Raw genomic sequence first — 13,010 nt, forward strand, 5'->3', positions numbered from 1 at the left:
GGCGCGACGATGGATTGCTTCGCTACGCTCGCAATGACGAGCCTCAAGATAAAGACTGTGCGCAATGGCCGTATATACCCATGTCCCCGCCGAAGAGATCGATGCCTTCCTCACCCGCTATGACGCCGGCCGACTGGTATCGGCCAAGGGCATCGCCGAGGGGGTAGAGAACAGCAATTATCTGCTGGAAACCACCGGCGCAGATGGGAGCAAGGGTTCCGGGGGTCATCGCTACATACTGACGCTCTACGAGAAGCGCGTGGATGAGGCGGACCTGCCCTTCTTCATGGACTTGCTCGACCATCTGGGCGCGCGTGGTTGCCTCGTCCCCCGCTTCATCGCCGATCGGGAGGGCAAGCGGCTCCAGCAACTTTCCGGCCGCCCCGCCTGCCTGATCGAGTTTCTGACCGGCATCAGCGTCACTGAGCCGACCGTCGGGCAGGCACGCGCCGCCGGCGTGGCGCTGGGCGAATTGCACAAGGCAGCGCAGGGTTTCACCGGCGAACGCCGCAATGCGCTGGACAAAGGCGGCTGGCACGCGCTGGCGGACAAGTGCGGCGAGGATTTCGACCAGATCGAACCGGGCCTTGGCGCGCGCGTGGCAGAGGAATTGGCGTTCCTCGACGCCCATTGGCCCGCCGACCTGCCGCGATCGGTGATCCATGCCGACCTGTTCCCCGACAATGTGCTGATGCTGGGCGATGAAGTGACCGGCCTCATCGACTTTTATTTCAGCTGCACCGACATCCGCGCCTATGATCTGGCCGTCACCCATAGCGCCTGGTGCTTCAGCAATGATGGCGCCGTGTGGTTCGGTGAACGCGCGTCAGCGATGGGCGAAGGCTATGCCGCCGCGCATGGCCTGAGCGATGCCGAGCGCGCCGCCTTCCCGATATTATGCCGGGGCGCCGCGCTGCGCTTCCTGCTGACGCGCGCCTATGACTGGATCAACACGCCTGCCGACGCGCTGGTGACGCGCAAGGACCCGCTCGCCTATCTGCGGCGGCTGGATTTCTACGCGAAGGCCGATGCGGCGGAATTGCTCGGCGCATGAGCGATCTTCCCAAGGTCGACATTTTCACCGACGGCGCGTGCAAGGGCAATCCCGGCCCCGGCGGCTGGGGCGCTGTGCTGCGCTTTGGCGAAAAGGAAAAGGAAATTTCCGGTGGCGAGGCGCAGACGACCAACAATCGCATGGAAATGATGGCGGCGGTCGAAGCCCTCAATATGCTCAAAAAGCCCTGTCAGGTGACGCTTTATACCGACAGCAAATATGTGATGGACGGCATCACCAAATGGGTGTTCGGCTGGCAGAGGAAGGGCTGGCGGACCGCCGACAACAAGCCGGTGAAGAATGTCGAGATCTGGCAATTGCTGCTGAAGGCCGCCGCACCGCACAAGGTGACATGGCAATGGGTGAAGGGCCATGCCGGTCACCCGGAAAATGAACGGGCCGACGCGCTGGCCTGCGCGGCGGCAGAGCGCTTTCGGAAGTAAGCCACGCCGTTAACGGCGCAATATCGCCTCGATCAGCGTCACATCCTCGGGCTTGTCGGCATCGATACAAGCTTCCGGGCTGTTCATGGCCACGAGGCGCGCGGTGAGGCCGAACTTGCGGCCGATCCGCGCCATCCCGCCACGCAGCGTCAAGATGCGCAACAGCGCCCCCAGCAAGGCGAAGGGACCGAAAGCCGCGAGGATCTTCCAGCCCTTCTTGCGGTCCTGTTCCACCTCCTGCCACAGGCTGATGATCGCGCTCGCCTTGTCGCTGCCGAACCAGAAGATATTCGCCCCCGACCACCAGCCGTCACGGAACTTGAGCCAGGTGCGCCGCGATTGCGGATAGCGCGCCAGCAGGGTCGCCCGCTCCACCATGGCAACGGCGACATCCGCTCCGTTCGCCTCGCTCACAAACTGGTCGAGCATCGCGCGGTCGAGCAGCACATGGTCGGCCGTGGTCATCAGGACAGGGAACGGCACGCCGCCCCCGTCCAGCAGGGCCAGCAACGAAGACGCAATCCCCTGCCCGCCCTTTTCGAACCGCACACGCGGATGCTCCGCCAGCCACGCCGTTGCAGGACCGGCGGCGAACAGGTCACCCCGCTGGGTCAGGATCACCACCTGCCCGATCGCGGGATGATCCAGCAGCGCGCGCGCCGGACGGTTGATCATCGGCTCGCCCCCCACCGGCACCAGCGGCTTGATCGCCACGCCGGCGGCCTGCGCCAGGGGATCGGGGATGGGGCGCGCGCCCGCGAGCAGGATGGCGGTGATCGAACCAGTCATCGCCGCGCCCTAGCCGAGCGGCACTTGCGCGGGAAGCGCCTTATTTGCCGGAAGCCATGGGCGCAGCCGGTGCCTTTTGCGCGAAACTGTCGTGCAGGCCCACGCGCAGCCCCTGATATTGCGCCAGTCGCGACCGGAAGGCGGCCAGTTCGGCACCCGCCAGTTGCGCGGTGACGGTGAACTTCACCGACAGCGGATTGACCGTCGCGCCGTTGCGATACAGCTCATAATGAAGATGCGGCCCGGTCGACAGGCCGGTCGACCCGACATAACCGATCACCTGACCACGGCGCACCCGCTGGCCCGGTTCGGCGGCGATGCGGCTCATATGGGCATAGCCGGTGGCCAAGCCGCCGCCATGCTGGATGCGGACATAATTGCCATGGCCGCCATGCCGCCCGGCAAAGGCGACCACGCCGTCGGTCACGGCATAGATGGGCGATCCGTAACGCGCCGCAAAGTCGATGCCGGCATGCATGCGGGTATAGCCCAGGATCGGGTGCCGCCGCTGGCCATAGCCCGACGACATGCGCCCGGCGACCGGGGCAGACAGCACGCCGCGCCGTTCGCCCACGCCCGATGCCTCGAACCATTCGGTGCGCCCGTCGCGGGTCCATTTCAGCATGTCGATCGACTTGCCGCGCGACCGCTTGAGGCCGGCATAGAGCAGTTCGCCTACCTCCACATCGCCGGTTTCGGCGCGGCGATATTCGGTAACGATGTCGTAGCGATCCCCCGCGCCGATGCCGCCAAGATCGACCTGCCCCGCGATGACGCGCAGGAAGGCCTGCACCGCCTTGGGCGGCGCACCCGCCGCGCGGGCGGAGCGATAGATGCTGTCGCCGACCACGCCCTGAATGCGCAGCGGCGTATTGTCGACGCGAATGGGAATGCGCTTGACCGACAGCACGCCACCGGCGCGCGTCAGTTCCAGGCTAAGGTCGAGCCGGGCGCGGAAGGCCAGCCGGTCGAGCGGACGGGGCCGGTCGCGGCTGGCACGGCGGCCCAATATGATGTCGAGCCGCGTACCGGGCTTCACGCCATCGCTGATGTCGCCGCCGACCATGGCCGTCACCGTGGCGACATCGCCGCCGCTGACCCCAGCGCGCGACAGGGCGCGGGCCAGCGTGTCGCTGCTGCCGATCTGGGCGCTGAGTTCGATCTGCGGCCGCTCCGGCGTCTCGCGCAGCGGCTGCACTGCATCGGTCGCGCCCATATGCCGCCCGCTGTCCGCGCCCAGCGCGAGCGGCGTCATCATCTGACTGCGCACCTCATCATATTGCGCGTCGGTCAGGCGGGCGCCGGGCAGGCCGGGAATGGGCTGGAAGGACGGCGACAGATAGAGAGCGGTGGCGCACAGACCGAAACAGGTGGCCAGACCCCGGAACCAGGTGAGGCTGCCGACCCGTTCACCCAGATCGGGCACCAGTTCGACCTCATCCGCCCAATCACGCAGCCGGGCACGCCAGTCGCGCGGCTGCGGCGCGGCGTCGGCACGCGCCAGCGAATCGGCCATCCACAGCGACATGGACGCGCCGCCCTGTTGCGATCCCAACTGGCTTTCCTGAAACAAACCCGCGACCCCCAAGGGCATATTCTATCATTGCCGCATCGGCGACGTCCCCCGCGCCGTGCGTGGGCGGGACTGTTGTGAACGCACAGGGTTAAAGTCAAATAAAGACGTTCGCATGACGGCAGGCCGTGCGACGAACCGTGCCACAGCTTCGACAGGACCGCCGATCGCAGCGGGAACCGTGAATCCCCTTGCTACCCGCCCGGTCCTGCACGACATAAGCGGACATCATGGCCCAGTTCGCCCGTTCCCCCATCACCGCCGTCCTGGGTCCGACCAATACCGGCAAGACACACCTCGCAGTGGAGCGCATGTGCGGCCATTCCAGCGGCATGATGGGCTTTCCCCTGCGCCTGCTGGCCCGCGAAGTCTATGACCGGGTTGTCGCGATCAAGGGACCGCAACTGGTCGCCCTCATCACCGGCGAGGAAAAGATCGTGCCGCCGGGCGCGCGCTATTTCCTGTGCACGGCGGAATCCATGCCGCTCAGCGGCGGGCGGGAAACCGGCATCAAGGAGGATTTTGCCTTCGTCGCACTGGACGAGGCGCAACTGGGCTCGGACCCGGAACGTGGGCATATCTTTACCGACCGACTGCTCCGCGCGCGGGGCCGGGAGGAGACGATGATCCTGGGTTCCGCCAGCATCAGCCGTGTCGTGAAGGCATTGGTGCCGGATATCGAGATTATCGGCCGGCCACGCTTTTCGACGCTCAGCTATGCCGGCGCGAAGAAACTGTCCCGCCTGCCCAAGCGCTCTGCGATCGTCGCCTTCTCGGCCGAGGAGGTCTACGCCGTCGCCGAAATGCTGCGCCGCTTCCGGGGCGGCGCGGCGGTGGTGATGGGTGCGCTCAGCCCCCGGACCCGCAATGCGCAGGTCCAGATGTTCCTGAATGGCGAGGTCGATTATCTGGTCGCAACCGATGCGATCGGCATGGGCCTGAACCTCGATGTCGCCCATGTCGCCTTCGCATCGCTGCGCAAGTTCGATGGCCGCCGCAGCCGCCGCCTGACCGTCAGTGAAATGGCGCAGATTGCCGGGCGCGCGGGGCGCCATCACAAGGACGGCACCTTCGGTAGCCTGGGCGGGGAGGATGGCGACGCTGCCTTCACGCCCGAAGAGATCGAGGCGATCGAAGCGCATCGCTTCCCGCCGGTCGAACAGCTTTTCTGGCGCAACGGCACCCCCCGCACCGACCGGCTGGAGCATCTGCTGACCGATCTGGAGCAGAAGCCCCAGCGCCCCGAACTGCGCGCCGCGCCCGAAGCCGTCGACCTGGCCGTGCTACGTCGCATGGCGCAAGATCCGCTGGTCGCCGAACGGGCCAAGGGCCAGCGGCAGGTGGCGCGGCTATGGAATGCCTGCGGCCTGCCTGATTTCCAGAAACTCGGCGCGGAACATCATAGCCGCACCGTCAGCCGCATCTGGCAGTTCCTGTCCGAAGGGACCGGCTATATTCCCCGCGACTGGTTCGCCCAGAATCTCGCCCGGCTCGATTCGGTGCAGGGCGATATCGACACTTTGTCGGGTCGGATCGCCGCCGCGCGCACATGGTCCTACATCGCCCATCGCCCCGACTGGCTGGCCCATCCGGCCGAAATGGCGGAGCGCACCCGCGCGCTGGAGGAAAAGCTGTCCGATGCGCTGCACGCCGCGCTGACGCAGCGTTTTGTCGACCGGCGCACCTCCGTTCTGCTACGCGATATTGGGCAGAATGCGAGCAACCTGCCGGTCACGGTGGAGCAGGATGGGACGGTCTGCGTCGATGGTGAGACAATCGGGCGACTTGACGGCTTCCGATTCTCGGTCGATCCCGCTACGCGACATCAGGACAGAAAGATGTTGCTGGCGGCCGCGGAACGGCGCCTTGGAAAGGTATTACGAGTGAAGGCAGACGAATTGGTGGGCGCGGCGGATACGGATTTCGCGCTCATGGACGAAGCAGGACAGGCACCGGGCATCGCCTGGGGCGAAACGCCGGTGGCGTCGCTGCTGGCGGGACCAAATTTGCTTGCTCCGGAAATTCGGCTGGATCGCGCGCTACTTAGCCTGGGCCAGGATGTGCAGAAGCAGGTCGTCACCCGCCTCGCCGCCTGGGTCGAAGCGCAGAAGCAGAAGCATCTCCTGCCCCTCGTCAAGATGAGCGAGAGCGCGTCCGATCCGGAAGTTCCCGCCGTCGTGCGCGCCGTCTTCGCACAACTCGGCGATGCCGGCGGCGTGATCGCCCGCACCGACCTTGATTCGGCGCTCGGCCATCTCGACAAGGATCAGCGCCATCTGTTGCGCAAGGCCGGCATCGATATCGGCGTGCTCGACATCTATCATCCCGGCCTTTTGAAGCCCGGCGCGGCGCGCTGGCGTTCGGCGCTGCTGGCGGCCCGCATCGCCAAGCCTTGCCTGCCATTGCCCGGCGCCGGCCTGACGCTGATCCCGGCTGGCGAGAAGTTCGAGCAGATGGGCGCGCGCATCGCCGGCTTCCGTGGGTTCGGCGACCAGATGCTGCGCATCGACATGGCCGAACGCATGGCCCGTGCCGCGCATGAGGCGATCGCCAGGAACGAGCCATTCACCCATGCCAGCCCGCAGATCGTGTCGCTGGGCCTGTCGGAACCGTCCTTCCTGCAACTGATGCGCCTCGCCGGATTCCGCCCGGTCACGCCGCAGGCTCCGGCTGCCGTAGCCGAGACTGCGCCGGAAGGCACCGAGGCAACGGTGGAAGGCGCAGAGCCGGCCGAAGATTCGCAGTCCGCCGAGGGCGCTGCCGAAGCGCAGGCGGCCCCGGCCTCCGGCGCCAACTGGGCGTTCAAGGGGCGTCAGAAGGCCCGCGGCGACCGTCCCCAGCAAGGTCGGCCGCAAAATGGTCGTCCGCAACAAAGCCAGCAGGCCCGGCAGCCGCGCGATGGCAAGGATGGCGGCCCCCGCCGGTCCGACAAGGATGGGCGCCCGCCTCGTCCCCATTCCCGTGCGTCCTCACCCGGCAGCACGCCCGCACCGGTCAACAATGCCTTTGCGGGCCTTGCCGACCTGCTCGGTCGTAATGGCTGATCCGGTGACCGGCATCGGCCACGGGCCGACGCTGCGCATCGACAAATATCTGTGGTTCACGCGGCTCTCCAAGAGCCGCTCGGCCGCGCAGAAGCTGGCAGAGGACGGCCATATCCGCCTCAACGGCCGCCGTATCGAGCGCGCCCACGCGCCGGTGCGCGCGGGCGACCTCATCACATTCCCCCATTCCGACACGGTCCGCGTCGTCCGCGTCATCGCCCTGCCGGCCAGACGCGGCCCCGCGCCCGAAGCGCAGGCCTGCTATGAGGAGCTGACAGTCGGCGGGTGAAGCCAAAGCCACGCGCGGCAACACTCCAAATTGCGAGTCTTTCGCACGAAACCGTCCCTAAATGCCTGACAACAATATCCTCATTGACCTTCGCGCGCGCGGGGCATAGCAGGGCCGCGTTTTTCCAATCCAACGAGTGCCCAGACAATGACCTATGTCGTGACCGACAATTGCATCCGCTGCAAATATATGGATTGCGTCGAGGTCTGCCCCGTCGACTGTTTCTACGAGGGCGAGAATATGCTGGTCATCAACCCCAATGAATGCATCGACTGCGGCGTGTGCGAACCCGAATGCCCGGCCGAGGCGATCCTGCCCGATACCGAGAACGGCCTGGAAAAATGGCTGGAACTCAACACCAAATTTTCCGCCGAATGGCCGAACATCACGGTGAAGGGCGAAGCGCCAGCCGATGCCGACGAAATGAGCGGCGTCGAGAACAAGCTGGAGAAGTTCTTCTCGCCCGAACCGGGTGAAGGCAGCTAAGCCGCTTAACCGCTTCAGCGTCCCATATTGCGCCACATGAACGGGCCCACCCCCAGACATTGTGTCCGGGGGTGGTAATTTTGTTACGAATCTGCTAAATAGGTCCGCGACGGCCGGATGCTCCCTATCATCCGGCTTTGGAGAATACGCTTCATGTCTTGACGGTGGCGCCGTGGACCCCTCGGCATTTGTTTCGCGCATCTGCCCCGCGACGGCCCGTTCCCCGGTTGTATTGGAAAGGTATCAAATGGCTGCCAAGGCGCTGTCCTTTGACGTTGGTGATTATGTCGTTTACCCCAAGCATGGCGTAGGCCGTGTGATCGAGCTTCAGAAGGAGCAGATTGCGGGCATGGAACTGGAGCTTTATGTGCTCCGCTTCGAAAAGGAGCGCATGACGCTCCGCGTGCCGACGAACAAGGCCGAAGGCGTGGGCATGCGCAAGCTGTCCTCGAACAAGACCCTCGAAGAATCCATGGAAACGCTCAAGGGCAAGCCCAAGGTGAAGCGTACCATGTGGTCGCGCCGCGCCCAGGAATATGAAGCGAAGATCAATTCGGGCGACCTTGTGTCGATCGCCGAAGTGACCCGCGACCTGTTCCGTGCCGACGACCAGCCGGAACAGAGCTATTCCGAACGCCAGATCTTCGAAGCCGCGTCCAGCCGCCTCGCCCGCGAACTCGCCGCGATGGAAGAGACGGACGAGCCGACCGCGCTCAAGAAGATTCTGCGCATCCTGAACGAAGCCGCGCCCAAGCATGCGAAGGTCGAAGGCTGACGAGCTTTTTCGGCTGAGCCGTCAACGGCATGCCGGATCATGAGGAGGGCGTCCCGCAAGGGGCGTCCTTTTCTTTTGCCCTGCAATCCCAACCCTATCCCAACCCGCCGCAGGACTGCGGAAAAGCCGCCCTCGTCCGTCTCTTTCCCTGTGACAGCATGACAGGGAAACAATATGATGCACGATCAATCGGACGCACGGCAGGATCTTTTCGAACGCGGCTATTCCCGGCGCCAGGCGGCCCGGATCATGGGCGTGCTGGGCGCGGGCGTCGCGGCCGCCAGTGCCGGCACACCGCTCTGGGCGCAGCGCAACGACGGCCCGGAAGAGGGCAATTTTCCCAAGGTCCGCATCGGCTCCAATGAATGCTGGACCGGCCCCTTCCCCGTCGCCCAAGCGGAAGCGGCGAAGATCATCGGCCATTCCAACTTCTATCATCCGGGCACCGAAATCATCGATTTCAAGAAGACGCTGGGTACGATCGAAGGCGTCCCGGCGGACCATATCCTGCCTTGGCCCGGCTCCAGCGATCCGCTTTCGCGCATCGTCGTGGCCTTCTGCTCGCCCAAAAAGGGGCTGGTGACGGCAGATGTCAGCTATGAACAGCCCTGGGGCACCGCCGAATGGGCCGGTGCCAAGGTGACCAAGGTTCCGCTGACCGCCGATCATCGCCATGATGTGAAAGCAATGCTGGCCGCCGATCCGCAGGCCGGCCTCTATTATGTCTGTTCGCCCAACAACCCCACCGGCACGCTGACGCCCATCGAGGACATCGAATGGCTCGTGGCCAACAAGCCCGCGGGTTCGGTCGTGCTGGTCGACGAAGCCTATCTGCATTTCTCCCATGGCAAATCTGCCGCCTATCTGGCCGCCAAGCGCGACGACGTGGTTGTGCTGCGCACTTTCTCGAAGCTGTTCGGCATGGCCGGCATGCGCCTTGGCGCGACCATCGCGTCGCCGGCGCTGCACGAGCAACTGATGCGCTATGACGGCAAGCGCATGTCGACCAACCTGCCTTTGCCCTCCGTTGTGTGCGGCACGGTCGCCCTGACGCAGAAGGCGCTGATCGAGCAGCGCCGCGCCGAAATGATCGCGGCGCGGGACTATACCTTCGCTCACCTGAAGAAGCGCGGGATCAAGTTCATCCCGTCCGACGCAAACATGTTCATGATCGATTGGGGCAAGCCGGCCAAGGGCGTGCAGGACAAGTTCCTTGCGGCAGGCGTCGGCATCGGCCGGTCATGGGCACCCTGGCCCACCATGTCGCGCGTAACGGTCGGATCGATGGCGGACATGCAGGCATTCTGCACCGCGCTCGACAAGATCATGGTCTGACAAATAATAAGGGGCTGGCGAACATGCCCGTCAGCCCCTTCATATTCAGTCCTTCTTGACTGCGCCGGCCGCGTCCTTCGCTGCATCGCCGACATCGCTGGCGGCCTGCCCCACCTGATCCGCTGCGCTCGATACCGCATTATCCTTGCTGGTCTGGCTGCTGATCAGGAAAAAGGCGGCCACTGCCACCACGACCACCAGCAGCAGGATTGCGATGGTCGTGCCGCCGCCGCCGCGCTTCTCGATCACGGTCGTGTGCGTCACCGGACGCTCCTGATATTCGGACCGGTTGTCGGTCATGTCTCGTTCCTCCTCGTCACGCCACCCGCCCGTCTCAATGCCGGGCGGCACATGTTGTTCCGGGAGCGAGACGGTGCGGATCAGTCCTGCGTCGGTACGAAGGCCCCCTTGGCGCGATCCTTCACCACCTTGTCGGCGCGGAAGACCGAACCGCTCATGGTGATGTAGACCCCCGGTTCCGCCACCTGCGCCGTGGCGAAGGCCATACCGAGGTTGAAGCTGGCGTCGCTTTCGCCGAAACGCGCAGGCGCCAGCGCGCCGACCAGCACGATGGTCTTGCCCTCGATCCCGGCCAGGTGCTTGGCGGTTTCGGTCATGGTGTCAGTGCCATGGGTGATGACGACATGCTTTTCCCGCGCGGCGGCAACCCGGGCGGCAATCAGCGCACGATCGCTATCGTCCAGTTCCAGACTGTCCTTGCGGGTCACTTCTTCGATGCGGAAGGGACGCTTGACCCGCGCCACGTCCAGCAGCTTGGCCATCACCGTCTCGCCGACCTGATAGTCGGACAGGGCATCGAAATAGATCTTGTCGATCGTCCCGCCGGTCGTAAGCAGCAGGATCGGGGTTTCGGGCGACAACATAAGCGACTCCAGGGGCAAATTTTCGCGCCCTCTAGCCTAAAAGCGGTCCAACCGAAACCGCCCTTATTCCCCGCGCGCCATCGCTTCGCCCCGGTCACGGGCAGCAGCCAGCGTATCGGTCAACAGCGCCAGCAGCCGGTCATCGGCATCCAGCATGTTGAGGCCCTGCCGCGTCATGCCGCCGGGGCTGGCGACCTGATCGGCGAGCGCCGCCGGGCTGACGGAGGCGCACGCGGCCATGTTCGCCGATCCCTGCACCGTCGCCAGTGCCATTCGTGCGGCCTGATCGGCGGGAATGCCGATCGCCTCGCCCGCCCGGGCCAGCGCGTCGATGAAGCGGAACAGGAAGGCCGGACCACAGCCCGACAAGGCCGTCACCTGATTGAACAGCGCTTCCTCATCAATCCATTCGACCAGGCCAAGCGGCTGGATCAATGCATCGATCGCATCGCGCGCGGCGGCATCGGTGGCGTCGTCGCTGAACAATGCCGTCACGCCTTCTCCCAGCCCCACCGGCAGATTGGGCATGGCACGCACGATATTGCGCGCGGTTGGGAAACGACTACGCAGTTCGGCCAATGTCGTGCCGGCGAGGATCGACACGATCCGCATGTCCGCCCCGCAGAGCGGCGCCAGCGCAGCTGCGACATCCGCAATCTGATAGGGTTTCATGCCCAGCAGCACGGTGGTGCCGGCGGGCAATGCGGCGGGATAATCGGTGACCACCGCAACACCGTCGGCCACCGCCTTGCCGCTGGGGCGCAGCACGGTGACGCGCGCCGGATCAAGACCCTGTTCCAGCCAGCGCGACAACATCTGGCCCGCCATATTGCCGCAGCCGATGAGGAACAGATGATCGGGCCAGAGCGCAGTCATGGGATCAGGCTTCCCCGCGGGTTTCGATCAGGCTGGCGGAAATCGCCTCGGTCGGAGTCTTCCCGCCCCACAGCACGAACTGGAACACCGGGTAGAAGCGCTCGCATTCATCGATCGCGGTTTCGATCAGCAACTGCGCCTGATCCAGCGTCAGCGTACCGCCCGCGCCGAGTAGCGCGCCATGACGGAACAGGATGATCCCGCTCGAGGACCAGAGTTCGAAGTGGCCCAGCCACAACTGCTCGTTGATGAGGCCCAGCGTCTCGTAGATGGTGCCGCGCTTCTCTTCACTGACGCGAATGTCGGGCAGCGCCAGCAGTTGCAGCACCTGATCCTCGTCGCGCCAGATGCCACGCAGCTCATATTGCGCCCAGGAGCCCTGCGTATTCGCGACGATCTCATCCTCACCGACCTGCTCATGGCTCCAGCCATGCGCCTCGAAATAGGCAGCCAGCATGTCGATCGGCGCGGCTTCCCCGCCGCCATGTTCAAATTCGTCACTATCCATCATCGGCGCGCCTTATCACCGCATGCGGCGAAAAGACAGAAGCGATCAGTCAGCGTCCTTCGCCCCGCCCGCCGGCTTGGCCTTGGCGGCCTTGACCGACTTGGTCACTGGTTCACCCGCCTTGCCTTCCAGCGCGTCGAGGCGCGCCTTGAGCAGTTCGACATCTTCGCGCGCGGCGGCAGCGACGGCCTTCACCGCGTCAAATTCCTCGCGCGACACGAAATCCATGCCGCCGATCCAGTCCTTCGCCCGTTCACGCGCGTTGGATTCGAATTCGCGCGTCATGCCCGCCACGGTGCCGGCAGCACCGTTCACCAGCTTGGCCAGATCGTCGAAGAAGCGGTTTTCGCTCTGCATTGCACTTGTCCTTCCTGCGGCGCGCGGTTCGGCGCGCCCATATATCATATCTGGGTTCTGAGAGCCGGGGCGACAAGGGTCGCCGCGTCGGGGTTCAGGCGGCCGATCTCATAGTTGAGGAAAGAGGCGAAGGCCAGCCATGCCAGATAGGGCAGCAGCAGCACGCCGGCGAAGCGGCGGATGCGCCAGAACAACGCGGTCGTCACCGCCACAAGCACCGTCAGGATCAGGATCAGCGCCAGCGCGCTGCCGACCTGATGCGCGCGAAAAAAGAGCGGCGACCAGGTCAGGTTGAGCAGCAATTGCACCAGAAACAGAACGATGGCCCCGCCCCGCCCCTGTGCGCCCCGCGCATGCAGAACGATGGCGAAGGCCAGCGCCATCAGCACATAGAGGATGGTCCAGGCGACGCCGAACAGCCAGCCCGGCGGCATCAGCGCCGGCTTTTCCAGCGCATCGAACCAGCGATTGCCATAACCGCTATTGGCAAGGCGTCCGGACATGAAGCCGAGGAAGACGATCGCAGGCACCGTCACCAGCGCCCAGCGCAGATAGGCAAGACGCAACTGACCGGGCGACGCAATCTCGTTCATCGGC

The 13,010-nt window shown here is 65.0% G+C and carries 15 protein-coding genes; 7 read left to right on the plus strand and 8 right to left on the minus strand.

All coding sequences use genetic code 11. The features are described 5' to 3' along the window. The first annotated feature begins 64 nt into the window (after window positions 1–64). Window positions 65–1,054, plus strand: coding sequence for a homoserine kinase (thrB, locus tag ACNHGR_RS09770; protein WP_184266823.1), 990 nt, complete (start codon window positions 65–67; stop codon window positions 1,052–1,054). After that, on the plus strand, window positions 1,051–1,497 hold the full coding sequence (rnhA, locus tag ACNHGR_RS09775) for a ribonuclease HI (RefSeq protein WP_475285734.1): 447 nt from the start codon (window positions 1,051–1,053) through the stop codon (window positions 1,495–1,497). Before thrB ends, rnhA begins: the two co-directional genes overlap by 4 nt. A 9-nt stretch (window positions 1,498–1,506) precedes the next feature. On the opposite strand, the gene ACNHGR_RS09780 is transcribed toward rnhA, so the two are convergent. Together ACNHGR_RS09780 and ACNHGR_RS09785 are read right to left on the minus strand one after the other, a co-directional pair. After that, window positions 1,507–2,286 carry a nucleotidyltransferase family protein gene (locus tag ACNHGR_RS09780; protein WP_475285736.1) on the minus strand — a complete coding sequence of 260 codons (780 nt, stop codon included), beginning with the start codon at window positions 2,284–2,286 and terminating at the stop codon, window positions 1,507–1,509. Between the two features lie 40 nt (window positions 2,287–2,326). Next, a complete protein-coding gene (locus tag ACNHGR_RS09785) occupies window positions 2,327–3,880 on the minus strand; it encodes a peptidoglycan DD-metalloendopeptidase family protein (protein WP_475285738.1) in 1,554 nt (517 codons plus the stop codon). Window positions 3,881–4,089: 209 nt separating this feature from the next. Here ACNHGR_RS09785 and ACNHGR_RS09790 point away from each other — a divergent pair, with 209 nt between their 5' ends. From ACNHGR_RS09790 to ACNHGR_RS09810, 5 genes are all read left to right on the plus strand, one after another. Further along, window positions 4,090–6,903, plus strand: coding sequence for a helicase-related protein (locus ACNHGR_RS09790; protein WP_475285740.1), 2,814 nt, complete (start codon window positions 4,090–4,092; stop codon window positions 6,901–6,903). After that, window positions 6,896–7,192, plus strand: coding sequence for an RNA-binding S4 domain-containing protein (locus ACNHGR_RS09795; protein ID WP_475285742.1), 297 nt, complete (start codon window positions 6,896–6,898; stop codon window positions 7,190–7,192). Before ACNHGR_RS09790 ends, ACNHGR_RS09795 begins: the two co-directional genes overlap by 8 nt. A 147-nt stretch (window positions 7,193–7,339) precedes the next feature. Further along, a complete protein-coding gene (fdxA, locus tag ACNHGR_RS09800) occupies window positions 7,340–7,678 on the plus strand; it encodes a ferredoxin FdxA (protein WP_120250657.1) in 339 nt (112 codons plus the stop codon). Window positions 7,679–7,925: 247 nt separating this feature from the next. Further along, window positions 7,926–8,453, plus strand: coding sequence for a CarD family transcriptional regulator (locus ACNHGR_RS09805; RefSeq protein WP_184266835.1), 528 nt, complete (start codon window positions 7,926–7,928; stop codon window positions 8,451–8,453). 177 nt (window positions 8,454–8,630) lie between these two features. Next, a complete protein-coding gene (locus ACNHGR_RS09810; RefSeq protein ID WP_475288382.1) occupies window positions 8,631–9,788 on the plus strand; it encodes a pyridoxal phosphate-dependent aminotransferase in 1,158 nt (385 codons plus the stop codon). Window positions 9,789–9,833: 45 nt separating this feature from the next. Here the strand turns inward: ACNHGR_RS09810 and ACNHGR_RS09815 are convergent, their stop codons facing one another. The 6 genes from ACNHGR_RS09815 to ACNHGR_RS09840 all read right to left on the minus strand — a co-directional run bounded on the left by ACNHGR_RS09815 (window position 9,834) and on the right by ACNHGR_RS09840 (window position 13,006). Next, window positions 9,834–10,088, minus strand: coding sequence for a hypothetical protein (locus ACNHGR_RS09815; protein ID WP_184266837.1), 255 nt, complete (start codon window positions 10,086–10,088; stop codon window positions 9,834–9,836). Window positions 10,089–10,168: 80 nt separating this feature from the next. Next, on the minus strand, window positions 10,169–10,672 hold the full coding sequence (locus tag ACNHGR_RS09820) for an asparaginase domain-containing protein (RefSeq protein ID WP_184266839.1): 504 nt from the start codon (window positions 10,670–10,672) through the stop codon (window positions 10,169–10,171). A gap of 63 nt (window positions 10,673–10,735) precedes the next feature. Beyond that, a complete protein-coding gene (proC, locus tag ACNHGR_RS09825) occupies window positions 10,736–11,548 on the minus strand; it encodes a pyrroline-5-carboxylate reductase (protein ID WP_475285745.1) in 813 nt (270 codons plus the stop codon). Window positions 11,549–11,552: 4 nt separating this feature from the next. Continuing rightward, entirely contained in the window at window positions 11,553–12,059 is a 507-nt protein-coding gene (locus ACNHGR_RS09830; RefSeq protein ID WP_184266842.1) for a YbjN domain-containing protein, read from the minus strand. A 42-nt stretch (window positions 12,060–12,101) separates the two neighbouring features. Then, on the minus strand, window positions 12,102–12,413 hold the full coding sequence (locus tag ACNHGR_RS09835) for an accessory factor UbiK family protein (protein WP_475285747.1): 312 nt from the start codon (window positions 12,411–12,413) through the stop codon (window positions 12,102–12,104). Between the two features lie 44 nt (window positions 12,414–12,457). After that, the gene (locus ACNHGR_RS09840) at window positions 12,458–13,006 is read right to left on the minus strand and encodes a TspO/MBR family protein (protein WP_475285749.1); all 549 of its coding nucleotides are present in this window, start codon (window positions 13,004–13,006) and stop codon (window positions 12,458–12,460) included. Window positions 13,007–13,010: the final 4 nt, after the last annotated feature.

This window comes from Sphingobium sp. RS1, assembly GCF_056156825.1.